Origin of the sequence: Rhodococcus sp. FH8 (assembly GCF_019266085.1) — a bacterium.
GTDB classification, from domain to species: domain Bacteria; phylum Actinomycetota; class Actinomycetes; order Mycobacteriales; family Mycobacteriaceae; genus Rhodococcus_F; species Rhodococcus_F qingshengii.
The window spans coordinates 75304-98481 of the sequence record NZ_LPNQ01000074.1 but is presented as its reverse complement, the minus strand read 5'-3'; the positions used below and the strand labels follow the sequence as shown (position 1 = coordinate 98481).

Sequence of the window (23178 nt, the reverse complement as noted above, 5' to 3'; positions counted from 1 at the left end):
ATCAGCTCCCCGCCAATTCGTTCAGATGCCGATTGGCGAGGACGAGATCACGAACCTTCTGTTCGAGCTGCCGGACCACAAGCTCGCTGTCGGCGGGCACGACCCCGGCGCGAGCAGGGCCGCGTTCTTCACGGACCCAGTTCCGCAGGGTCGTGACCGGCATCCCCATCGCCGTGGCCACGGCGACGACAACTTCTTCACGTGAGGACCCGCGTTCGGCGAGCAATTCCTCGACCATGGCCAAGCAGCGGGCACGGAAGTCCTCGGAGTATCGACGTCGACCCATCATCACGCCGCCGCCCACATGGATTCGTATTCCTTCTCCCACTCGCGATCGAGATCGAAACGGGTGTTGGTGTCGTGGACGCCGGAAGCAATCTCGCTCGGGAACAGCACGGTGCGCAGTGGAATACCGGGCGCGCCCTGCTCACCGACCTTGATGAAGAACTTCCCCTGACCGGGCGGTGCACTGTGCGATCGAGAATCGCCGGTCAACGCGGGCGGAGACGACCACGAGGTGATGTCCGCAATCTCCGTTTCGGTGAACGGTTTGATGTCCGCCAGACGCGCCATCTCCTTTCGAGGCAACGCGCCCACGACGAGAGCGCCGGCACGCTCGACGAATCCCTTCGCGATCTCCACATCTGCCGGATCGGGCAGTGACTGCAAGTCCGAGACGGTGTGGGTGCACATCAACAGTGCTGTGCCCCAGACGCGGTTGAGTCGGGTGAGTTCGTCGACTCGTTCGACCATGCCCACGCCTGCGCGAAGGACCTGCCACATCTCGTCGAGCACGACGAGGAAATTGCGCTTGGGTCCGAGCCCTGCGTCGGAGAGATAGTGCGCGGCATCGGTAGCGGCGAAACCGTGCTCCCAGCAGGTGAGCAGGACTGCGCCCTTGAGCTTGCGGGCGCCTCGCGAGATACCCGAGACGTCCACGCACACGGCCGGGGCATTGATGTTGATCGGTTCGGTGGTGTGTCCGTTGAACACCTCACCGAATGCGCCCTTCATCAGGGCATTGAGGGTGCGGCGCAGCGGCTTGCACTCGCGCAGGTAGTCGAGTTGTGTCTCTTCTTGGTACGCATCGACGACGCTCGCGGGCGGGTTCTTGAGAATACCGAGCAGATCCTCGAGCAACGGCTGACGATCGGTGATCGTCTCGTTCAAGAACTCCAATGCCGCACTCAGTGCCGCTTCCTCGAAGTCCTCGATCGTCCGGTTACGGGTCAGTTCGAGTAGAGCCTTGGTGCGGCTGAGCCGGTCGCCGCCGATACGGGCACGCACGATCAGCGCCGTCGCTGCGGCCTTCTCGCACATCTCGGCAGGACGGGATTCGTCGCGAGCCGCCGCGTCGAGCACGGGAAGGATCTGCCCGAGTGGACCCATGTCGAGGGGATTCATCTGCCCGAGTCCGAGCCCGAGTTTGATGTTCTGACCGCCGTCGATGGTCTCGACGAGTTTGACGTAGTCCGGCTTGAGGTCGCCCAGGACGAGGGCGGTGACACCGTTGTAGATCAGGCCGAGCATGATTTTGCGTGCCAACGTGGACTTCCCGAAACCGGGTAGCCCGAGCAGCATCATCGACGGCTGATGCAGAAACTTCGCCCGCGTCATCCACGACAGGGGATCGAAGCACACCGGGGCGCCGGTGTAGAGGTGCGAGCCGACCGGGACACCGACGAGCGGTGCGCCGGCACCGACCGGGAACGGCCACAGACCAGCGGCGGCGATCGTCGTGGCCCGGTACTCGACGAGCGGGCTGACCGGTCCGACCCGGCCGCCGCGCTCACCGATCAGTCCTCGATCGCTGCCCTTGAGGGGGCTCAGTCCACCGAGTGCGGCGCTGCGCCGGGCCATCTCGATGCGTCGGTTGTCGTCGAACTTGATCAGTGTCTGCGCTTTGAAGGCAATGAACTTGTTCTTCGACTTGGTTGCCGCAAGCAGCTCGGCGCGCTCGATCGGATCGAGCAGTGTCAGTGGCTTCGGTCCCTTACGGTCGCTGGCCACAGTGTGGCCGGTGAACTCGTCATCGCGGTGCGCCGGTAGGTGCGAGGTGTCGCGGCGGCGGTGTGTGGCGCGCTGCCACGGCTTCTGGGGGGAATGCAATGACATGGCTCAGCCCGCCAGCTTCTTGTCGACACTGACATGCTCGGGGATCAGGACACCGATACCCAACGTGGCCGCGAATGCCGCTGCCTGATCGAAATAGACTCTGCGCAAGAGCAATCGGGACCGGACGCCGAGTTCCTTGGTCAGCGAGTCCGCGCGGGGACGGTCGCCGTCTTCGGGGGTGGTGACGGTGACGAGGATGCCGAGGCGGGTCAGGCCGTGTCCGCGTCCTTGTTCTTCGCGCTGCTGTTCGGTGGCATCGACGCGCATGTCTGCTTCGACGGAACCGACGCCGCGCTGGGAGTTGCGGCCGGAAATGGCGTTCTTGTAATCGGATTCGACGATGTCGACTGCCTCGGACGGTGAGTGCGGGCGGTAGCAGATCGCTACCCGCTTGCGGACGAGTTCACCGTTGACGTCGAGGAGGGGGCGCAGAACCGTTTCTGTGACAGCCATTTTCGGTGCTTCCGCCATCTCCCACGTCGTGGAGTAGCAACCGTCGTGGTAGTACGTCGAGATCCATTCCTGGTGGCCCATCGGACCGGCGTCTTCCCATCCCACGTCGTGACCGCCTTCCATCTCACCGAGTTCGAGGTCGTTGAGGGTGGCAGGGGCGTAGCCGCGCTTGGTGAACGAGACGATCTCTTCGGGTGGGAGGAGACGCGGGTTGAGGTTGGCCTCGTTCAGGACGGTCAAGATGCCGCCCATTCGGCGCGAGAGTTCTTTGATCTGCTCGCTCGGATCGTTGCGGCGCTGCGGCGTCGTGGCGCGGAAGGTGATCGCCACCCGTGCCCACATACGCACCGAACCGTGCGGAAGGTGAGTGGCAGCTTCGGACATCATCGCCGCTGGTAGTGCTCCGCCGACCAGGGCGCCCCGGCCCATTTCGACGACCTCGCGCCGCAACCGGTTTCCGGTTTCGGGTCCGGTCTCGATGACGACGGTTGCACCGTCGACGTCGCCGGATTGGCCGACGAAGTTCATGAAGTTCGCCCAGTTGAACACCGAGGTGTCCACGGCGTCCTGGTCGATCGCTTCGTTGCCCTGGGGCCAGCACTCGATGACGACGGTGGTCTGGTGGGTCTTGGGGAATTCGATGACGCCGTACGTCTGGCGGGACTCGTGCTGCACCCAGCCTTCGTGCATGACAGATTCGTAGGCCACGCCGGGAAGTCGGCAGGTTCGACCAGGAACGCGGGAGAAGAGTCCAGAGCGATACATGTTTTCGCCTTTCCTGACGTGCTTGCGCCATTGCTTGTAAAGGACGGCCCACTCGTAGAGCGTTTTGCCGTTGTATTTGAGGATCAGAGGCGCTCCGATGAGCGCGAAGGCGAGCGCGACCAGGAGAGCTCGCGGTCCCAATTTGAAGATCGTGAGCATCGAGACGACCGCGCTGACGAGGAAGTAGACGCTCGCCACCCGGCCCATGCCCCACAGGAACGAGGACTTCGGTCGTGACCAGCCGATGTAGTGCTTTTGATCGCGTGAACTCATTGCGGCACCTCGTTCGATCCCATGCTTCGTTGGGGAATGTCGTTGCTGATGTCAGCGGCGGCGTGATTGGCGCCTTGCGCTGCCGAGGTCAGTCCTGCGCGAGCGTTCGATGCCGCGGCCTTGGCAGTCGATCCGCGGCCGGCGGGACGTGTGCCGCCACCTGCCGGGGTCGAGGGTTTACTCGGCGGCCGGGAACCGCCTCCGCCGTTTCCGCTGCCACCACGGCTCGAGGTGTTGCCCACCGAGGCCGCGGACATCTGGCGGGCACCGCTACCGGCAGCTTGGCCGCTGTAGCCGCCCTGTGAACCGCCGCCGCCGCTCAGACCGCCGAGAGCTGCCTTGCCGCCGCTCATTCCGGCCTTGACTGCCAACGACGTGCCGCCGCTGGCTACTGCCGCTGCCATACCTGCACCGGCGAGCATCGGGCCTGCTGCCCCGAGTCCGGAACCACTGTTCGAGGAACTGACACCGAGCACGCGCATCACTGCGGGCAATGCGACGGCCGCGACGGAGAGCAGCATCAGCCCTTGGAGCTTGCTGGCATCCGAACCGGGGTCAGCCGCCCAGAACGCGGTGGCCATGATTCCGGCCGCGACCGGCTTGAACAGGATGAACGCGACCGTCCAATTGATCATCTTCTGATAGGCACTCGAGCCCATGCCCGTTCCCGATCCCGAGGCGGCCATCGGCAAGAACCCGACGATCACAATCAGGAACGCCTGCCGGATCACCAGCAACAGCGCCTGGAACAGTGCCCCGGCCATACCGAGTATCGAGATCAACAAGATCCAGCCTGGACCCCACGTCGAGTTGTCGTCGAGGAGCATCGCTTTGACCTTTTCGCCGAGGTCACCGCCACTGGACTCGTTGAGAAGCCACAAGCTGACCGAGTCCGCGATGGTCGTTCCGGCCGTGATCGCGACACCGAAGAGTGCAGAGGCGAAAATCGTGCGGACGATGATCTTGGTCAGTTCCTGAGAGGCCGCGCCCTCACCACCGGAATGGGCGAGCACGACACGGATGACGGCGATCATGATCGAGGCCAGAAGCACCCCGGCTTGAATCGGAAGCATGTACGCCTGCAGCACGGTCAGGTAGTCCGCGTTCGCGAGCTTCGGCGTCGGGATCGAGAACCACCAGTTCAAGAGCGTTCCGAACCCGTCCGCGACACCGGCGATCATCGACTTCACGGTCTTGCCGAACTGGGAGTCCCACATCTTCGCCAGCGCATCGCCGGGGTGAGTGATGACGTTGGCGACCTTGCAGCCCTGCTCGGTGACGTTGGCGAAAATCTTCAACGCCGCCTGGGAAGGGCTGAGCCAGCTGCCCGTGTCCTTGGTCATGTCTTCGCAGGTCTCGTCGAAACCGTAGGTTCCCGAACCCGGATCGCCCGTTCCCACTGCGGGCAACGCGGGCGTGCCCGGCGCTGCTCCCCCGGTCTCGGGTACCGGCGCACCGGTGGGACCGTTCTCCGGAATGGCGTAGCTGAAGCTTTTGCACACCTGCGTCGATGCACCGTTGCCCAGGGGAATCGAGCGGCATGTGCCGGCGACCTGACGCTGAACGCTGGTGTATCCGGCAGGGGGCCGCACACCGTCTCCGAGGAGCAGTGCCCCTTCGGGTAGGTCGTTCGCCGTGCGCTGTTCCTCGTCGACGAGTGTGAAGCCCTCCGGCGCAGCAGGAATGGGAGCCGGTGCGGGTTCCTGTGCTGAGGCGATCGGTGCCGCCATGACCATCAGTGCCGAGAGCAACACGGCCACGATGAGCCCGGCGACGGTTCGCAGTGCTGCCTTCACCATCGTGTCCACCCCGAGAGGTCGGTGGTAGATCCGGTGGGATCTGCCAGGGTTTCGGGGAAGCGCAGCTTCCAGTCGCCGCCCTCCCATGTCGTCAGAAGCCGGGTCGTCATCCACTGCGGTGTGGATGCATCGGCCTTTTCGGCCGGGGTGGCGAATTCGATGATCGCGAAATCGTCGGCGTAGTCGCGGATTCGGAAGGCGTCCGCTTGAGTCATGTACGACAGCGCGGTCGACGACAGCCCCCGGTAGCTCGGTCCCTGCGCCGCGAGATCCTTGTTCACCTGTGCACGCTGATCGGCCGTCATGACCACCTGGCGGTCGTAGATGCCCTGTGCGGTCTCGTTGTTCGTTGCCGCGATCCGACTGACGATCTGCCATGCGGCCAGCGCTGCGCCCTGCGGGGTGTGCGCGAAACCGATCGCGGTCAACCCGTCCACGGAGATCGGCCCGTCCGAGGTCGAAAACGGCACGATCGCACCGTCGTTGACCTTCTGCCACATCATCCCGGCAGGCGGATCGACGGCAACGGCCCGGTTGAACGGTCCTCGCTCGATCGACTCTTGCGGCAACGCCCAACCGCCGATCCACTTCGGAACGTCGACGCGTCGGCCGAGACGATCGATCGTCGGCGTGCCCAATCCTTCGTTGGCGGAATCTCCACTCGAACCAGGCTTGGGTCCGGAAGTGGGGTGCGCGGTTTCGGTGGCGATCGGCTGTGACGGCGCAGGTGAATCATCGCCGGAAGTGCGCAGCCACACCGCGATTCCGATGCAAATCACGATGAGAACGACGAATCCCATCGCGGCGAAGGTCACCAGCGGATTGCGGGTCTTCTGCTCTTCCCTGGCGCTCACGAGGTGGCCTCGAGGACTGTGTAGCCCGACAGGTCGCTCAAGGTCTGCGGTGCAGTCTCGGAGCCGGGGGCGGGCAGGAGGATCTTCCAGTCCTCACCGGACCAGACCATGGTCTGTGTAGCAGCGACCAGGGTGGTATCAGGCTGCGCTGCAGCGATGTTCACCACGGTGCGGGTCGGGGTGTAGTCCTGGACTCGGAATCCCTTGACCTGCGGTGCGCTGCCTGCCGGGGCAGGGCCGGTCACGGTGACCAGAGCCCGGTTGACGGCGTAACTGTCGCGTCCCTCGCCCGGTGCAGCGACGCTGTTCGCGACCGCAGGCCAGCTCGTGTCGGGCGCCATAGCCAGGCGCAGGGTGCCCTGGATCGCGGCCAACGCAGCGCCTTGCGGAGAGTGCGCGTATCCGGCGGCGACATCACCGTCGACCGTGGTCGGTCCGTCGACAGCGGAGGTCGGCAGGTTCACCCCCTGCCAGGAGTTCCAGGAAATGTCAGCCGGTGCGGCCGACGGGTCGACGGAGGTCGATGTCGTTCCGGCGCCGGTGTCGTCGGCCGGGTCGGACGAGCATGCGCCGACACCGAGAACGGTGGCGGACAGGATCGCGGCCGTCAGGAGCCGGTGTCGCAGTGTCGAAGTCATGTGGGTGTCGTCCTTAACGGTGTGTGGATGCGGTGTCAGCGCAAGATCATGTTGGCGATGGCTGCTGAGGCGCCGAGAGCTGCGGCGCAGCCGAGAATCCAGAAGATGCGCTGGGACGCTCGGGTGACGGTTCCATGCAGGAAGGCGTGCCAGAGAACGCCGCCGGCGATCATCAAAGCCGCAACGAGAGTGATGATCCCGAACCAGAAGAGAAAGCCCAGAAGCTGGCCCATCGCTTCGGTTGCCACCTCGGGCATCGGAGTGCTCGGCGGTGCCGGTTGCATGTGGAGCATCGTCAGAGCACGAACGTCACGAGGGCGGCAGCGGAGGAGATGACCACGACGCCGACCAATGCGCCGCCGACGATCTTGATGCCTTTACCGCCGGTGGCTCCGTGCCCGTTCGCGTGGTCCATCCACATCACGCCGCCGCCGATCATCACACCGACGACTGCGCCGATAACCAAGCCCCACAAGATGATTCCGACGATCTTGAGGATCTTGTCGCCTCCGGGTGGCTGCACGGGCGCGGGCTGATCGATTGCGAGGTTGCTCAGATCGAGTGCGAGTTGGGTGTACATGTTTTCTTCCTTTTCGTGAGTTGGCGCTAGACAGGGTTGGGGAGGACGGCCATTCGCGTCAGACGACGAAAGTGACGGTCACGGTTGCAACGACGGCCATGACGAGGCCGACCAGTGCGGCGGACACCAGACGCCAGCCGTCGATATTCGGGGAGAAGCGAGGTTTGCGGTCGGTGCGACGTGCTTGTGCGGCGTCGGCTACCACTGCCAGGCCGAATAGCACCGCGCAGAGGGCCACGACTGCGGCAGCGATCAGGAGGACTTGGACGAACCACATCAGGTCGGGTGCGGATGTGGCGATGGGAGGTTGTTCAACGTTCTCGGCGAGGGTGACGGCGTCGAGGGCGAGTTGGCTGATCATGTCGGTTCTCCTGAAGTTTCAAAGACGTTGTGTGGCGCGTTCATTGGGTGGCTCTGAGGTGGTCGAGGATCGTGGCTCGGATGTCTGCGCCGACTTCGGCGACTTCACGAGGTACCGCGATCGCTGCTGGTTCTCGTTTACGTCCGGTGCTGATCGGGGTGGCCGGGGTCCAGACGGGGAGCTCGGCCGCGGTCATCGAGATCCAGTCCTCGATCCAGGGGATTCGCCAGAGCCGGTCGTCGACGAGGCCGCCGATCACTTCTCGGCGTTGACGCAGACGGGGGTGGATCTTGCCGGGATGCGCCGCGACGGTGACCAGTCCGAGGAGGATTCCGGCGCCGCCGTATCCGGACAGGTGCTGGGTCAACAGATCATGGGCACGGTCCAGACCCCACGCCGATTCGCGGGCCACGACCACCAGGAACGGGGATTCTTCCTCGAACCCGCCGGGGAAAGCTCCCATGGCATCGCCGGCGATCGACCAGGAACTGGCAAGCATCGACACTCCCGCTCCCCCGTGTGCGCCGATCAACCACCATGACGGTGGGCGTTCGCCTTCGGGAACCCACACCGGTTCCGGCCACACCTCGACAAGACGATCCGCTGACGGCGGCAGGACCAGGCCCACAGGGTCGGCGCCGTGCACCTGGGGAATCGGCCCGCTCGGGTAGCCGGAATCGGCGGCGGTGCTCATCGGGCCAACCGTCCCAATCGCTCGGCGGTTGTTGCGCGGGGGAAGTCGATGGCTACGGTCGACGCGAGGTCGCGGAACGCTGCGCGGGTGCGTTTGTGCAGCAGGGACCACACCACGGCGTCGCCTTCGGCGAGGTGACGGTCGTAGGGCACGGTGACCACGGCTCGGACGCGAGTGCCGAAGTAGTCGCGGACCTGCTGCTCGGAGACCGGTGTCTTGCCCGGTGCGAAGTGGCTGATGACCAGCACCGAGCGGGCGACGAGATCGCCGTATTGGTGGGCATCCAACCAATCGAGAACCGCAACGGCACGTTGGACGGATGCGACATCGAGCCGGGTGGTGGTGATGATGGTGTCCGCGAGATCGAGGACCCCGTTCATCGCCGGGTGCGTGATTCCGGTGCCACAGTCCGAGAGAATCACCTGGTAGTGGTCCTGGACGAGCTTCATGGTGTCGCGATAGTCCGCTTCACTGAATGCTTCGGACCGTGCCGGATCGTCGTGCGAGGCCAGAACCTGGAGGCCGGTTTCCGATTCGAGGGTGTAGGCGCGGATGTCGGAGTAGCGATCGCCCCGACCGTCCTCGATCAAGTCGTAGACGGTCGGGATCAGTTCGGTATCCGGGTGCGTACCGACCCGGTTGATGCGGTCGGCAAGGGCACCGGCGTCCGGGTTGGCGTCCACTGCCAGGACTCGATCGTTGCGGGCGTCGGCGAATGCGTGGCCGATACCGACGGTGACCGTGGTCTTCCCGGTGCCACCCTTGAGGGAGACGACTGCGACCTTGTGGTCGGTGCGGATCGGGGCGCTGATCTGTTCGTCGACGAGCCGTTCACGGACGTCGGCGGGATTCTCGCCCCGATTGATCGTCCCGAACGAAGCCCGGTAGAGCACCCGACGCCATCCGGACGCCGGAATCGGGCGAACCTGCTCGACGAGCAGAGACTCCTCGATCCCCGGTCGACGACCGAAGTCGCCACCGGCAACAACCGCCGGACGTCGGGCGGGCGCTCCCCCGGCGCCAACCGCAGTCGGCGTCGAGGGGCGTTCGGTTACTGCAGGTGCAGCAAGGTCGGGGTCAGCAAGTTCGGCGAGGTACGCCGGGACCGGCCCGCGCTGCGATGACACAACGCGGGCAGGGCTGTGGTCGAACGGGACCACGTTCGCCGGGGTCTCGTTCGCACTATCAGGGTCGGAATCCGTTGCGGGCGAGCCCTCGAACAGTTGCAACTCGTCCGTATCGGTGTCCTCGGTGACTGCTTCGGCTGTGTTGGTGTCGGTGGTGCTCTCCGACTCGTCCATGAGTCCGTCGAGCCATCCTGGGTTGGTCATGACTACTCCGTTTTCAGTTGGTGGGCGTCGCAGCAGCAGTGCTGGACGGCCACACGAACGTGCTCGACGTTGTCTGCGTCGAGGACGGCCACACGACCCCACTGGTGGGTTGGGCCGACGTCGTGGACGAGGCCGTACCGGGGGTGGATGTGTACTGCGTGGTCGCCGCCGGGGTCTTCTGCGAGGTGTTGAACGGGTCGTAGACTGCGCCGGTTTCGGTACCGGAAACAGGCATGTTCAGGCCGGGAAGTCCCTGGTAAGAGCCCTGTCCTGAGACCGGGACCGTGCGGGTGAAGGCACCAGCATCTGCGGTGGATGCCGACGAGTCGGTGCGAGTGAGGTCCTTGACGAGAGCGGTCAACCACTGCGCCGCGTAGTCGATGGTCGAGCCGCCGGCATTGGTGACGGCGTCGGACATGTAGGAACCGTGATTGGCCTGGACCTGCCAGTACTTCGTGTCGGTCGCCATTTTGATCAGACCGGCGTTGTCGGAGATGTTGTCCTTGATGAACTTCACCGCGGTCGTTGCGGTTCGGTCCGCGATGTTGGCCGGCAGCATCTCGAACGTCGCCTGACCGAGCTTGGCGCCGAACAGCGCCAGACCTGCGGCGGGATTAGCCAAGCCGACTGCCGCGATCTGTGCGATGTTCTCCGGGGTGACCACCTTGCGGGCCAACGTGATCGCTGTGTTCACGCCGAGGCCGACGACCTTGCTCACTGCTGCGAGTACGTCTGTTTCGTATCCGGGATCGGATGCCGTGGCGGCGCGCTCGCTCAGGGACGTCGACGGGCGGTAGTCGAGGCCGGCGAGAGTGCCGTCCGTCGAGGTGAGGTCCTTGTTCACGACGTCGGCAGCGGTTTTGATCGCGGTGGTTCCGAAGACGTTCGCGACGGAGGACAGCACCCCGACCGGATCGGATCCGTTGAGGTTGAGCTGGCCACCGACATTGGCAACCAGTCGTGCAAGAGGTGCGTCAGCGGGTGTGTCGCAGGCGAGATCACCTGTTGCGCACTTCGAGGCAACCCGGCCCGTCAACTGCCCGAACGTGGAAGGTGCGTTGTCGAGAGGCGGTGCGATACCTGCACCAGCCGGGATTGATTGCGGCGCTGCGGCGACTGTTTTGACCTCAGCCCCCGAGGTTCCAGGAGCAGGATCGGGAGTGACCTGCGAGGCGCTACGGCCGGGGAAGAGCGCCGATCCTTCCTGGCGCGACGGGTCGGACAGCAACATGCCCATGGCGACCTTCGACGACGGGATCGGACCCTGACCAGCTCCGATCAGGCGAAGAACAGTCGATGCGACCTGCGCGCCCTGGGAGTAACCGATGATCGCGAACTGTGTTTCGGGGCAATCCGAGCTGATCTTCTCGATGACGGCGAAGGTGTTCTCGACACCGGTTTGTGCGGACTGCGCATACGGCGTTCCCTGGAAACCGAAGTCAGCCGGGTACGGCACGTAGGTGCGGTCGAATTTGGCTTTGTCGTTGCCGAACTCCTGAAAGACCGGAATCACGGCGGCGGACAAGGTGCCCGAGTCGGATTTCGGGTCGGTCTGTTCGTTCGATTCGGTGGTTCCTTGGTCGATGACCGTATGCAGGACCGAGCACTGCACGTTTCCGCTACTGGAGGACGTGGTCGTGCTCGACGACGTCGGAGCGGTCGTCGACGCCGAGGCGGTCGGGCTGGTCGTCGTCGAAGGCTGCGCGAGTGCCCCGGTGGTGCCGGCCGCGATGAAGATCGAGACGGTCGCAGCGCTGACCACCACTCGCTGGGTACGCGCCCAGGGGCGCGGGGACCTTCCCGAAAGTGCTGGTGGAACAAGGGTTTCGTTCATCGTGTCATCTCCGTATCTGCGGTGATCGCCGTGATGGTGGTGCGGTCTCCGGCCGGGGCTGTGGTGACGAGCTGGTACCAAGTCACCGGGGTGCCGCCGGGTTCGGTCTGTGTCAGAGCCACTGCGTAGACGCCGTTTTCACGCGGTGTGATCGTCAGGCAGTGCGTGGTACCGACAGGGGTGGCATTGATTCCTGCCTGAATGTCGGCAACCGGTGTCACGCGGGCGTCGGGGGCCACCACCTCGCGGGCCTTCACTGCATCGCGCAGGACGTAGAACCCGTATTGGAACGCTTCGATCACTCCAGGACCGGAGGTGTTCCCACCAGGACCTGCGCTGGTGACCACACCGTTTTCTGTCTTCTCCGCACACGCGGCGGGCGCAGCCGGGGTCGGTGAAGCAGGCGTCGTCGCCACCGCTGACGTGGTCGACATCAGCGGAGCCATGCCCTCCATGAAGGAATCGCTACCGTCGCTGCTCTCGCCCGAGAAGGACGACGACACCGCCCACCCCGTCGCCCCGAGAACCACGATCGCGGCCGTGATTGCGCCGCCGATGATGAGCGGTCGACGAGAACGACGAGGTGTGGCGGTAATCCGAGGGGAAGGAGACCCGAGCCGTGAAGACGGCGCTGCCGCCGAAGCTTTCGCCGCCGGAGCCTGAGCCGGTGCAGGCTTGGGCGCGGCGGGAGTCTTCGCCACCGCTCCCCGCACAGGAGCACCGTTCGCCCTGTTTCCAGGTTGAACCGGACGCTCCCATGGCCGAGCACCAGGCCGACGCGGAGGCACCGACTTCGATGGTTGGCGTTCATCCGTCACGATGCGGTTTCCTTCCTTGACTGGTAGCGGGCGACGATCAGGCCGGGATGCCAGCGCCGATGGCGTCGGCGATCATTCCGAGCGGCAGTCCGGGAACGGCGGTGTTCGCCTGGAAATCGGTCACTGCCTGGTCGAATGCAGCTACAGCACCTTCACCGCCCGGCAGCGAGGTGACCGCGTCGCGGATCTGCTGATCGACAACCGGCGCAGAGGCGACGGCGTTGCGGACGGTGTCAGCGGCAGCGGTTCCGACCGGCGGGCTAGCCGACCATTGATCGAGCACGGTTTCGGTCTGCGCGGTGATTGCAGGCTGATCAATCGCTGGAATATCGAACTCGATCGGCTCGCCCAGATCGCCTGCACCGTAAGCGGATGCGGCAAGTGCTCCGCCAGCGCCGCCGACGACAGCGCCGCCGATTGCGGCGGGAACGCCGAGCACAGCTGCGCCGATACCCGCGCCCGTTGCCGTTCCGACCACGCCTGCAGGGACCGCGCCGATCGGGGTCAGGATCGGGGAGAACAAGGTCAAAGCTGAAGTGCCGCCGATGGTTCCACCGACCAATGCGCCCACAGTTGCAGCAGGAACGCCAGCTGCGGTAGCGCCCGCGAGAGCGCCCGCAGCGGCTCCACCGAGCTGTGCGGCAGCAAGACGCTCAGCCTGGTCCGTTTCGAGGCCGGTCGAGCGCCAGAAGTCGGTGACCTGAGCTTCGATGATCGCTGTCTGACCGTTGGTTCGGTCGGCGGTGTCCTTCGAAATCCAATCCTCACGGTCGGCGATATACCGGCCGATTCGGATCTTGTCCTCGGGAGCTTGAATCGGTGCAGTGAACGTATCGAGCTGGGTAGGAAGGTGGATCGTCGTGTAGTCGATCGGTGCCACATAGTTGTCGTTGTTGCTGTACGTCGGCGCGACGTACTCGTTGGTGTCGTAATCCCAGTTCGGAAGCGGCTTCGCAGGCTGCGCCGTGTACTCGACAGGAGCCGGAACCCACGTCTGAACGGGAGCGGCAGGCGGCGCCGTCTGTTCGGTGGTGACGCCAGGCTGCTGCGACGGCGAGGTGACACCCGGCTGCTGAGCGGGAGCAGTCACACCGGGCTGACCTGGAGCGGCCAGCGCCCCACCTGCATTGCCAACCACCAGAGCGGTCAGAGCGGTGAATGTCACCCCTGCCACTGCCGAGCGTTGTGCGGCCCGGTGCCTACCGGTACCGGCGCGATTACGGTGATTCGTCAAAACACTTCTCCTTCAATGTGTTTGCGATGGAACGCAAGAGTCGGGGCGAAAACGGAAACCAGCGCGGCAGGAGCAGCGTGGTCGTTGATCCCGCAGCCGGAACGGCGTTGGGAAGCTGATGTGTCGACGCGCGGCACTACTGAGCGGGCTTGGGAGGTCATCGCCCACCGCCGAAGACTGCTGCGCCGTAGGGGACTAGCGAATGTCCGAGAGGGCAGGTCCGCGTTCTAGGCACACAGAATGGGACACAGGCGTACCCGACCGGTCGGCATGGGCAACGGACTTCCCATACGCAAAGGGATCGAGTCTCAGCTGATGCGGAATCGGCAAATGCCGCACGTCCGGTTCCTTGTCCGCCTGAGCGTGACATCGCGAACCCCCCACCTGTGTCTCTTGCCTACGACGCACCCGGTACGGTCAAATCCCGAATCGGTGTTCGCCAATACATGGCAAACTATATACTGAGTCGAAGCAAAAACCAAGCAAAAAAAGCACGAAGGTGAGTGGTGGGAGGTGACCGTAGCGGTGCTGCCGTTTGAGCGCGAAACCCCAGCTAGTTCCCTGTCCCGTGATGTGTTCCTGGAACATGTCGCCGGTAAGGTGTTGACAATGAGTGAGCTTCGGCAGCGTTTTGCGCGCATAGTCTCGGAGCGTCGGGCTTGGCTCAACTTGACCTTGGATCAACTACAGGCCGCCGGCGGTCCGTCAGATGTGACAACGGGCAAAATCGAGCGAGCGCAGGTCGAACAACCGAGTGTCAATACGTTCAAGAAACTGGATGCAGGATTGCGGTGGACAGAAGGGTCCGCCGCACGAGCTTTCATCGGGGACAACCCAGTTCCACTAGAAGATGTCCCGGGATCAAGGCCGGTGGCACGCGTTGTCGACGCGAACGAAGACTCCGTGACGCTGCCTTTGAGCGTCGTCATCTCGATCTCCGAGATCGCCAAGCGCTACGAGAAGCTGTACGAATCAACGACGGACGTAACGACAGCTGACAAACTGCGATCTATCAACAGTGAGTTGGATCTTGTCGTCGACCGGATACTGCGAGCTTGGCTCATTGCCCAGGTCGAGTCCAAGACAGCGCCGCCAGGGCCAATTCAGGTAGAGCCGATGGTCGAAATGCTAATTGGCGACTATCTCAACCGAGCGGCAGAGCCACCCACCGCACAAGATGCGCGAGAACTTCAGTACCTGCGATGGCTAACCGGACATGCCGGGGACATCGATGAAGCGACCGAGCAATCCTTTATCGCCCAGTGGCAATCACGTCAGGAGAAGACTCGATGAAGCACCTAGCACCGACAACAGCACAGAAGCTTGCTCGGCTCCTGGACTTCTATCACCACCGTGACGAGCCCGCCTTGACGTTGCAGGCGCTGGCAACAGTCGTCGGGCAGAAGGTCAAGGAGATCGTTCCCCTTGAGCTACTCGAAGGCGTTCAGAGTGGCGAAATCGAGAACCTGCCCGTACCCGTGGCAGACGCAATTTGCGACACGATCGGTGTCGACCGGGAATACCTGCGCTTGAGCGGCGACATCGACATCGACATCGACCAGCGCCTACGTCTTTGGATTCTCATCCGCGACCGCGGGCTGAATCACTTCGCTGCCCGCAGTGCTGACCTGACACGAGCAGACTTCGAAGAACTGATCGCGCAGGTCAGCACCATGACCGCCGCTCCGGCGACCGCAGTCAACGAGGCGTAAAACTCAACTTCAGGTTCTTCGGCCGAAGAGTCAAGGTTTCTTCGACTTCGAGCTCATAACCCGGTTCCGCTGTTACAGAGAACTGGGTCAGAACAGTCGCGATCGCCAGCGCCATCTCGTGCAAAGCGAATTGGCGACCGATACATGATCGGATGCCAGTTCCGAACGGCTTGAAAAGTTCTGGCGCTCTGCCTCGGGCATTTTCGGGGCTGAACCGATCCGGATTGAACTGGTCAGCGTCTTCACCCCACGCCTTCTTATCCCGTTGAACGGCCAGGAGCAGGACAAATGCCCACTCACCTTCCGCGAAGGCATACTCCCCGACCGTGGTGTCCCGCTTCGCAGCGCGAAAGAATCCCGGTGCCGCTGGCCAGATCCTCATCGCTTCCGAGATGACTTGGCGTGTGTAGCGAAGCCGCGCAACATCCTCGTACTTCGGGACACTCTCACCGAATACCTGCGACGCTTCGGCGCGAACTTTCTCCGCGACATCAGGATGCTGGGCCAGGAAGTGAAATGCGAAGCTCAGCGAGTTCACCGAGGTCTCATGACCGGCGATCAGGAACGTCAACACCTGATTTCGGATGTTCTCCGGATCGAGCGTCACATCCCCCTCGGGATGCAACATCCGATCCAGCAGATCGTTGCGGCGCTCCCCCGTTCGCTGCCGCTCAGCAATCACTCCGTCCACAGTCTCGACGAGGAGCGCCCGATCAGCAGTGTTCTGCTTCTCCTCGGTGCGACGAAGCAACTTGCCGATGAATGGAATCGGTATCCCGCTCTTTTGGGCGTACGTGAGCGACCGCGTCAACGCTGCAACGAACGGATGGTCCGAGTGGTGGAACGAATCGAACGAGTAGCCGAAACCGCACCGTCCGATGACTTCCAGCGTCAGTCCTCCCATTGCGTCAACGACCGGAACCGGTGCCCCCTCCTGAGACGAGAGATGGGCACAGAGTTCGTCAGTGACAGCGACCATCGTGTCGTGGTAACTGACCATCGACTCCTTTGTGAAGGCCGGCATCAGAACTTCGTGGGCCTTCGACCAATTCGACTCCCAGCTGTAGGCCGTGAACAGGCCGTCACCGATCAGAGGGCGCAGTTGCTCAAGCGGCCGGCCGACGAACTTTTCCCACGTCGACTCGTCGAATATCTCAGCGGCGAGATCCGGCGAACCGACAAAGGTCAGGTCGGTACCGAGAATCGATCGCCGATAAATCGGTCCAAGCTCCTCGAACCGAACGAGCGTGGTCTGGTTGGGAGTCTCCGGATCGATTCCGAAAACATCCCCCAGAATTGGCACCCGACGAGGCGGGTGCGGGATCGTCGTCGTACTGGGCATACAGGTCCCCTCCAGTTGTCTTACATTCGAGCCCATGCATCCGCGATACGGAGCATTTCCTCTTCGTCGACCAGCCACTCCGGCGGAGCCACTGGCGCACGGTCACTATCACCGGCTTTGTACAGACGCATCGCGTCAGCTATGGCTTGAACCCGGTCCTCCGTCGCGGCGTCTCCAGATAGAGCCTCAGGGCTCATATACGGCAGGACGAGGAACAGAGCGTCCTCGCACTCGATCAACATCCGGTGCTCAAGTTCGATGCTGCTGTGGAACACTCCGACGCTCTCGACGGACACCTTGGGTTCCATAGTCACGAGGTCGTTCCACATGTCCTCCAGACGCCGGACTGCTCGTGACGAGGAATCCGAACGCAGGCGAACTTTGGCCTCTGCGATGGCAGGGATTGCCAGCACGATCGCCATCGATGTCGCAGCTGGCAAAAACAGGATGTCGTTGGACTGGGATCGCAGCTCAGTGAGCGCGTTGTGCCAGTTCAGTGACAGCATGATGCCATTCGCCATCCGTGAAAGGTGGTCGTAGAGCGAGACGGTGCAAGCAGCGATCACGATAACGAGCCAGCCGCGAAGGGAACGCGTGGACTCGGGACGGCGATAGAGCCGTACACACCATTTCACGACTGCGAACAACGCCAACGGCATCGGCGCCGAGTAGATGATCATGTAGACAGCGGTCCGCCAAGAGTGAAGCTCTTCGACTGCAATGCCTTGGGCGCGAGCTGGGGCACTGAGGAACCCCAGGACGACGGCCGCCACCAGGCCGGCGCAATAGAGCCGGATGACAGTACGCGTCTGTACTGGTCGAAGGCTCCATGAACGTACGACGAGATACACCGCGACCGAAGAAGCGATCACCGATGCGTGGGTGACGAGCCGGATATCCGACAACGTCAGGTCACTGTGGGAAATGACCGCCTTCTGAAACCAAGACTCGCGCAGGACGGCCGCACAGAGCCACCAAATCAGAATTTGGGTCACGCTCCGGTCGAGTTGACGTTTCGACACCAGCAGTACCCGCGCGACGATGATTATCGCGAGGATCGTGATCATCGGAAGCGTCATCCAGTACGGCATTGACGCTGTGGCCTCGTGACTGAGCTGCGCGCTCACGCCTCAGGTCCGAAGGTGCCGGCGATGCGATGCAGCGCCCCGAGGCTGGAATCGTCGACCGGGCCTCTACTACGGATCGCCAACTGCGTTCCGACGACCTCGGCTTCTTTTTCCGTAGGCGTGTCGAAAGTGTCACGCCGCATCATCCACTCAATGGATCTGACATCGATCCCCTGGGTCAGGACGCTTTCGGTCGGGCAGAACGGCTCACCCTCGTGCTGGCAGAGAATGTGCGCACATTCGTGGAATATCTGCTGCCGCTGATGCCGTACGGAGTGGTCCAGGTCGTATTTGATGATGAGTCGCTCAGGTGAGCCCAGCAGTAGTCCACATCGGCCCCCGGACTCCGTACGTGGGCCACTCCACGGCGAGAGCACGACTTCACTCTGGGCGTGCTCGGACATCCAGTCCAGAAACTCGCCCACTGTCCACGGCGCGCTGAGAGGGATTTGCGACAACACGTCCTGGACACGCCCCCTGCGCGTGAATTGTGAAAACACATCCACCACCTCCAATAGCTGGCCCTTTCGCGCTGCCAAGCCAAGACCACAGCTTAAACCCGGACAAAATGAACCGGTCATCCAAAGCCGTGAAGCAAAGACACAGACAAACTAAAGCCAAATCCTGTGCAAGAATGGCGATAGCTGGTTCCGCTCGCTACTCCCGATCCGGACCCGGTCGCAAACTTGAGGCCAAAGGGCCGTAAGCAGGCTGCCCACACTCTCATACTTCGAGCAGGGTGAGTAGTCCCTAACGTCCCGAACTACCCCAGGTGAGCTACGGAATATTGGACAGCTTTGGCGTGTCGCAACCACTCCGGAACCTGAACCTGGTCCAGGATGAGGGGGCGTCCACCAACGAAGAGACAGGAGACTGCGATGGCAAATCCAAGCAAAGGGCCCCGTGGCCGGCTCGGTCGTGTCCCCGCTGTGGTTTACAGAGACCTGGAGCAGCGTGCATTAGACGCTGGCGCAAGCTCTGTCAGCCAGTACGTCTCCGACCTGCTGTGCCTGCACACCGGCCATAAGGAACTCGTTCGTGAACTAGATCAGGGGGTGTTGCCACTCTCCGCATAAAGCGACCGTGAGCGGACCTGACCAAAGTCTGACTCACCGACCGCCACATCCCCTGTGGTGCCGCTAATCAGCTGAGAATTGAAAAACCCCCGGCGGGTAGGCCGAGGGTTCATCGAAGTTGGTGAGATTCGAGTTACCAGCTCGTTTCTCAGCGGTACTGCTATTCCCCGAAGGGACTTGTCTTGCCAGACATGTCTCAGGGTAGCTCATGCCCTGATGAAATTTCTACGATCAATCTGCGTGTCGTCGTTCATGAGGATCCACTCCTCACAGACCTGTATGCGACTGCAATGTGGATGTCGCCGCGGACCCGCATCCGGGTCGACCCGACCAGCACCCACGACTACAGCGCAACAGTGCTCGCCCCGACGGCTCCGCCGAACGTTCCATGGGCGCTTCACCTGACCGATTCGGACCATCAATACAAACTGCTGGCATTCGATTTCGATACCGGAGCGCACGGTCCGGAGGTGGCACTAGCAGACGCAGACCGTCTCGCACACGAGCTGACCGAACTCGGAGTACGACACCTTCGCGTCGCGTCAGGACCGACTGGCGGACAGCATCTCTGGGTCGCTCTCAGTGACGCGGCTGAACCCGCTGCCGTTAAAGGGCTCGCTCATGCGCTGGCTCTTTACTACCCCAGTCTCGACGTCAGCCCGCTGTGTAACCCCACTACCGGTGCAGTACGAGGACCAGGTGCTCCACACCGAGCTGGAGGGCACGCACTCCCGAGTCTGCGCGGCCGCCCGCTCACGGAGTCGCTCGCCGCCCTGCGTAAGGGGACGTCCTCTGAGGTGGTGGGGTGGCTTCTGGCACGTCACCCGTACACCACTCCCCTATCTGAAGCGGGCACTCGGTCGACGCCGGTTCGGGTGATCCAGACCGTGGATGGTCCTCGTCTGGATCGTCCGAAACGTCCGCTGTCAGCGCGGACGAAGCTCCTCATGGCGACCCCACTCAGCGAGGGGTGTGACCGTAGTGCGGTCGCGTTCAGCATCCTTCTCGGGATGGCAGGTGCCGGGCGCTCCCTCAGAGACGTTGAGTCTGCACTGACTGCACCAGGGCTGATTCGCCTCCACGAAGACAAAACCACCGGTCATGCCTTCACACTCGCCAAGCAGTGGGAACGCGCAATCTCCGCAGCTGCGGTCTTCGCTCCTGCAGTAGATGAAAACGTGACAAGACCGGACGAGCTTGACGCTGAGTTGGACACGATCACTGAGTGCTTGTGCAAAGCGTCCGCGAAGTTTGCACGGCCAGGTGGCCCGAGCGACGAACGGATACTCCATGCGCTAGTTCAGCTCGCTCGCACTGCTCGGACCACCACCCTGGACATCGACTGCCGGCGACTAGCGCGGGCCACTGGTCTGGACGCTTCGACCGTCTCCAGAAGGTTAAGGGCGCTTGAGGCGTCCGCGTGGATCAGTCAGGTCCAGGCGGGGTCGGGAACCGCCGGTGCAACATGGAAACTGAATCAACCGCCCACTGAGTACTGCACAGGTGCAACACAAGTAATTCACGCCCCGGCTCCCGCACTGTCCGAAGCTCTCCTGACCCACCACGCTCACGACCTCTGGACCCCCGCACCCGGACTAGGGCCGGCCTATGCCCGGATTCACCTGCACCTGATTTCCGGGATTCAAGATGACAGCGAGCTTGCGGCGACGACCGGCTACTCGCTCAGGACGGTGGCGTCGGCGAAACGTGTGTTTCAGCGTTTGCGCCTTCTCCCGACAACACGGTCCACAGACCAGACCCGTCGACTCCAACTTCACACGGCAGCGCAGCAAATCGGCGTTTCGGGGGTCCTAGCCGCCAGGGCTTTACGTCATGTGACGGAGCGTGAGCTGTTCGCCTGGTGGACAGCCGAGCTGGAGTGGCGTCGTCGACCAGGTAAGAAACGTAGCGGCCCCCGAAGGCACGCCTTCGATGCGATTGCCCTGCCGATTGAAGCATCACCGCGAGCGAGGTACGGCCGCTTCCCCACCATTGGCGGCCGCGCCGACTACGCGACCGCACGGCGGATCGTGACCAACTACAGGTCTCCGCGAATCCTTGCAGCCTGACGGCTTCGGCCCGACGCGATTGCTGGCACTGTGTCTGCACACACAAAACATCAAATGAGTGTTTGCGTGTTTGAGTGTCTACGGTCGGTGTGAGGCCGGCGAACTGATACGAAACTAAGTCGCCCCGGAGTCGTCGCGCAGTTGAGTCCCGGATAGTGGTGTAGCGCGGTCGCCGAGATCGTCCCGATGCTGGACGTGGACGCGGCCACCGCGTGATTCTTCAAGAGATCTCTCACAACCACCTTGAAGAGGACACAACGATGACCGCTCCACACATTGTCGACCCTGCAGCTCTGCTTGGCGACGCTCTGGCCGATGCCTCGCCAGATCTGATGCGCAGCCTGTTGCAGACGATGATCAACGCGCTTCTGTCGGCTGATGCCGATGCTGTTGTCGGTGCCGAGTACGGCCGCCCGTCACCTGATCGGACGGCCCAGCGCAACGGATACCGGCATCGACCCCTGGATACCCGAGTCGGCACGATCGACGTCGCCGTCCCCAAACTCAGGGCGGGGTCCTACTTTCCGGAATGGCTGCTCGAGCGTCGCAAACGGGCTGAGACCGCGCTGATCACCGTCGTGGCCGATTGCTACCTCGCCGGCGTGAGCACCCGCCGGATGGACAAGCTCGTCAAGACATTGGGCATCAACAGCCTGTCGAAGTCGCAGGTCTCACGGATGGCCACCGACCTCGACCAGTTGGTTGCGGAGTTCCGTCACCGGCCTCTCGGCGACGCCGGCCCGTTCACCTTCGTCGCTGCTGACGCGCTCACGATGAAGGTCCGCGAAGGCGGCCGGGTCGTCGCCTCGGTCGTTCTGATCGCGACCGGTGTCAACGCCGACGGACGACGTGAAGTCCTCGGAGTGCAGGTCGCCACGTCGGAGACCGGGGCTGCGTGGAACACGTTCTTCGCCGACCTCGTGGCCCGCGGTTTGGCCGGCGTCCGACTCGTCACCAGCGACGCGCACGCCGGACTCAAGGACGCGATCACTGCAAACCTGCCCGGCGCCGCCTGGCAACGGTGCCGCACCCACTACGCGGCGAACCTCATGAGCGTGACCCCGAAGTCGATGTGGCCGGCGGTCAAGGCGATGCTCCACAGCGTCTACGACCAGCCCGACGCACCAGCGGTGGCCGCCCAGTTCGACCGGCTCGTCGACTACGTCGACGACAAACTGCCAGCCGTCGCGGAGCACCTCACAGCCGCCCGTGACGACATCCTCGCGTTCACGACTTTCCCCGAGGGACTCTGGCAGCAGATCTGGTCGAACAATCCCAACGAGCGCCTCAATCGCGAGATCCGCCGCCGCACAGACTCCGTCGGGATCTTCCCCAACCGCGACGCGATCATCCGCCTCGTCGGCGCAGTCCTTGCCGAGCAAACCGACGAATGGGCCGAAGGACGCCGCTATCTCGGCCTCGAAATCCTCGCCAAGTCCCGCCTGACCATCGTCGCAACCAACGACGCCGACATCGACAAGGAGGACATTCCCGCACTCACCGCCTGAACCCGACAGGGTCACGCAGGGCTACACCACTCCCAGGGACTTGACCCGTCGCGCTGCGGATTGAAGCATCACCGCGAGCGAGGTACGGCCGCTTCCCCACCATTGGCGGCCGCGCCGACTACGCGACCGCACGGCGGATCGTGACCAACTACAGGTCTCCGCGAATCCTTGCAGCCTGACGGCTTCGGCCCGACGCGATTGCTGGCACTGTGTCTGCACACACAAAACATTAAATGAGTGTTTGCGTGTTTGAGTGTTTGGGCTTTGCGGTCGTTGCATGCATCCGGCGTAGTTGCGGGGAATGCGCAAAAATCATTGCGGGGAAATCAATTGGCAACTGAAACCGATCCTTGATGGGCAAAATCCGCAATCGAGACTTGCACCATGACTCTCCGGCTCCCCCGTAATTGGTGACTTATATTCAGGCGCTCGATCGGCTCCCCTCCTGTCCGTGATCGATGTGACGAGGTTCTGGCGGCCGTCGCGCCACGTGCGCGGTTTGTGGCAAGTCCGGTCGGAGGGACTTTGCGGATCGACCAGCGATTTTGCGGACTTTGTTTTGCTCATTTACTCAAACACTCGAACACTCATACCC

General features: G+C 63.1%; 21 protein-coding genes. 4 read left to right on the top strand and 17 right to left on the bottom strand.

The features are described 5' to 3' along the window. Window position 1: 1 nt before the first annotated feature. Genes ATN38_RS20230 through ATN38_RS20170 form a run of 13 tightly spaced genes read right to left on the bottom strand, consistent with a single transcriptional unit; the run spans window position 2 to window position 11999 of the window. A complete protein-coding gene (locus tag ATN38_RS20230) occupies window positions 2–304 on the bottom strand; it encodes a transposase (protein ID WP_218748487.1) in 303 nt (100 codons plus the stop codon). Continuing rightward, window positions 289–2115, bottom strand: coding sequence for a hypothetical protein (locus ATN38_RS20225; protein WP_218748486.1), 1827 nt, complete (start codon window positions 2113–2115; stop codon window positions 289–291). Before ATN38_RS20225 ends, ATN38_RS20230 begins: the two co-directional genes overlap by 16 nt. A gap of 3 nt (window positions 2116–2118) precedes the next feature. Then, window positions 2119–3606 (bottom strand): SCO6880 family protein, encoded by a 1488-nt coding sequence (locus ATN38_RS20220; protein ID WP_073513128.1) that lies wholly within the window; start codon window positions 3604–3606, stop codon window positions 2119–2121. Next, the gene (locus tag ATN38_RS20215; RefSeq protein WP_218748485.1) at window positions 3603–5405 is read right to left on the bottom strand and encodes a hypothetical protein; all 1803 of its coding nucleotides are present in this window, start codon (window positions 5403–5405) and stop codon (window positions 3603–3605) included. Before ATN38_RS20215 ends, ATN38_RS20220 begins: the two co-directional genes overlap by 4 nt. Further along, the gene (locus ATN38_RS20210) at window positions 5399–6259 is read right to left on the bottom strand and encodes a hypothetical protein (protein WP_218748483.1); all 861 of its coding nucleotides are present in this window, start codon (window positions 6257–6259) and stop codon (window positions 5399–5401) included. The genes ATN38_RS20215 and ATN38_RS20210 overlap by 7 nt, the downstream gene beginning before the upstream one ends. Further along, entirely contained in the window at window positions 6256–6897 is a 642-nt protein-coding gene (locus ATN38_RS20205; RefSeq protein ID WP_116057547.1) for a hypothetical protein, read from the bottom strand. Before ATN38_RS20205 ends, ATN38_RS20210 begins: the two co-directional genes overlap by 4 nt. A gap of 35 nt (window positions 6898–6932) precedes the next feature. Next, window positions 6933–7181, bottom strand: coding sequence for a hypothetical protein (locus ATN38_RS20200; RefSeq protein ID WP_143173103.1), 249 nt, complete (start codon window positions 7179–7181; stop codon window positions 6933–6935). Between the two features lie 11 nt (window positions 7182–7192). Beyond that, window positions 7193–7477, bottom strand: coding sequence for a hypothetical protein (locus ATN38_RS20195; RefSeq protein WP_030537265.1), 285 nt, complete (start codon window positions 7475–7477; stop codon window positions 7193–7195). 58 nt (window positions 7478–7535) lie between these two features. Beyond that, on the bottom strand, window positions 7536–7838 hold the full coding sequence (locus ATN38_RS20190) for a hypothetical protein (protein ID WP_116057546.1): 303 nt from the start codon (window positions 7836–7838) through the stop codon (window positions 7536–7538). Window positions 7839–7878: 40 nt separating this feature from the next. Next, complete coding sequence (locus ATN38_RS20185; RefSeq protein ID WP_218748481.1) at window positions 7879–8532, bottom strand: hypothetical protein; 654 nt, start codon at window positions 8530–8532, stop codon at window positions 7879–7881. Then, entirely contained in the window at window positions 8529–9863 is a 1335-nt protein-coding gene (locus tag ATN38_RS20180) for a MinD/ParA family protein (RefSeq protein WP_218748479.1), read from the bottom strand. Before ATN38_RS20180 ends, ATN38_RS20185 begins: the two co-directional genes overlap by 4 nt. A 13-nt stretch (window positions 9864–9876) precedes the next feature. After that, entirely contained in the window at window positions 9877–11697 is a 1821-nt protein-coding gene (locus ATN38_RS20175; RefSeq protein WP_218748477.1) for a cutinase family protein, read from the bottom strand. Continuing rightward, a complete protein-coding gene (locus ATN38_RS20170; RefSeq protein ID WP_073513116.1) occupies window positions 11694–11999 on the bottom strand; it encodes a hypothetical protein in 306 nt (101 codons plus the stop codon). Before ATN38_RS20170 ends, ATN38_RS20175 begins: the two co-directional genes overlap by 4 nt. Window positions 12000–12036: 37 nt before the next feature. Here ATN38_RS20170 and ATN38_RS20165 point away from each other — a divergent pair, with 37 nt between their 5' ends. Beyond that, a complete protein-coding gene (locus ATN38_RS20165) occupies window positions 12037–12360 on the top strand; it encodes a hypothetical protein (protein ID WP_218748475.1) in 324 nt (107 codons plus the stop codon). A gap of 192 nt (window positions 12361–12552) precedes the next feature. Here the strand turns inward: ATN38_RS20165 and ATN38_RS20160 are convergent, their stop codons facing one another. Beyond that, window positions 12553–13749, bottom strand: coding sequence for a hypothetical protein (locus ATN38_RS20160; protein WP_030537272.1), 1197 nt, complete (start codon window positions 13747–13749; stop codon window positions 12553–12555). Window positions 13750–14262: 513 nt separating this feature from the next. Between ATN38_RS20160 and ATN38_RS20155 the strand changes: the two genes are divergently transcribed. Further along, complete coding sequence (locus ATN38_RS20155; RefSeq protein ID WP_142006782.1) at window positions 14263–15042, top strand: hypothetical protein; 780 nt, start codon at window positions 14263–14265, stop codon at window positions 15040–15042. Further along, window positions 15039–15461: a hypothetical protein gene (locus tag ATN38_RS20150; RefSeq protein WP_030537273.1), complete on the top strand. Its 423-nt coding sequence runs from the start codon at window positions 15039–15041 to the stop codon at window positions 15459–15461. Before ATN38_RS20155 ends, ATN38_RS20150 begins: the two co-directional genes overlap by 4 nt. Here ATN38_RS20150 and ATN38_RS20145 read toward each other — a convergent pair. From ATN38_RS20145 to ATN38_RS20135, 3 genes are read right to left on the bottom strand one after another with little or no spacing between them, the layout of a single operon-like run. Continuing rightward, entirely contained in the window at window positions 15448–16803 is a 1356-nt protein-coding gene (locus ATN38_RS20145; RefSeq protein WP_030537274.1) for a cytochrome P450, read from the bottom strand. The genes ATN38_RS20150 and ATN38_RS20145 overlap by 14 nt on opposite strands. 20 nt (window positions 16804–16823) lie before the next feature. Then, the gene (locus ATN38_RS20140) at window positions 16824–17930 is read right to left on the bottom strand and encodes a DUF6545 domain-containing protein (protein WP_218748473.1); all 1107 of its coding nucleotides are present in this window, start codon (window positions 17928–17930) and stop codon (window positions 16824–16826) included. Further along, window positions 17927–18430 (bottom strand): ImmA/IrrE family metallo-endopeptidase, encoded by a 504-nt coding sequence (locus tag ATN38_RS20135; RefSeq protein WP_030537276.1) that lies wholly within the window; start codon window positions 18428–18430, stop codon window positions 17927–17929. The genes ATN38_RS20140 and ATN38_RS20135 overlap by 4 nt, the downstream gene beginning before the upstream one ends. 2905 nt (window positions 18431–21335) lie before the next feature. On the opposite strand from ATN38_RS20135, the gene ATN38_RS20130 reads away from it, so the two are divergent. Next, complete coding sequence (locus tag ATN38_RS20130) at window positions 21336–22583, top strand: IS256 family transposase (RefSeq protein WP_030538129.1); 1248 nt, start codon at window positions 21336–21338, stop codon at window positions 22581–22583. Window positions 22584–23178 lie beyond the last annotated feature (595 nt).

Excerpts from the sequence above, each read along its gene's own strand:
- ATN38_RS20225 (WP_218748486.1), bottom strand. The coding sequence starts at position 2,115 with ATGTCATTGCATTCCCCCCAGAAGCCGTGGCAGCGCGCCACACACCGC.
- ATN38_RS20220 (WP_073513128.1), bottom strand. The coding sequence starts at position 3,606 with ATGAGTTCACGCGATCAAAAGCACTACATCGGCTGGTCACGACCGAAG.
- ATN38_RS20215 (WP_218748485.1), bottom strand. The coding sequence starts at position 5,405 with ATGGTGAAGGCAGCACTGCGAACCGTCGCCGGGCTCATCGTGGCCGTG.
- ATN38_RS20205 (WP_116057547.1), bottom strand. The coding sequence starts at position 6,897 with ATGACTTCGACACTGCGACACCGGCTCCTGACGGCCGCGATCCTGTCC.
- ATN38_RS20200 (WP_143173103.1), bottom strand. The coding sequence starts at position 7,181 with ATGCAACCGGCACCGCCGAGCACTCCGATGCCCGAGGTGGCAACCGAA.
- ATN38_RS20195 (WP_030537265.1), bottom strand. The coding sequence starts at position 7,477 with ATGTACACCCAACTCGCACTCGATCTGAGCAACCTCGCAATCGATCAG.
- ATN38_RS20190 (WP_116057546.1), bottom strand. The coding sequence starts at position 7,838 with ATGATCAGCCAACTCGCCCTCGACGCCGTCACCCTCGCCGAGAACGTT.
- ATN38_RS20185 (WP_218748481.1), bottom strand. The coding sequence starts at position 8,532 with ATGAGCACCGCCGCCGATTCCGGCTACCCGAGCGGGCCGATTCCCCAG.
- ATN38_RS20180 (WP_218748479.1), bottom strand. The coding sequence starts at position 9,863 with ATGACCAACCCAGGATGGCTCGACGGACTCATGGACGAGTCGGAGAGC.
- ATN38_RS20175 (WP_218748477.1), bottom strand. The coding sequence starts at position 11,697 with ATGAACGAAACCCTTGTTCCACCAGCACTTTCGGGAAGGTCCCCGCGC.
- ATN38_RS20150 (WP_030537273.1), top strand. The coding sequence starts at position 15,039 with ATGAAGCACCTAGCACCGACAACAGCACAGAAGCTTGCTCGGCTCCTG.
- ATN38_RS20145 (WP_030537274.1), bottom strand. The coding sequence starts at position 16,803 with ATGCCCAGTACGACGACGATCCCGCACCCGCCTCGTCGGGTGCCAATT.
- ATN38_RS20130 (WP_030538129.1), top strand. The coding sequence starts at position 21,336 with ATGACCGCTCCACACATTGTCGACCCTGCAGCTCTGCTTGGCGACGCT.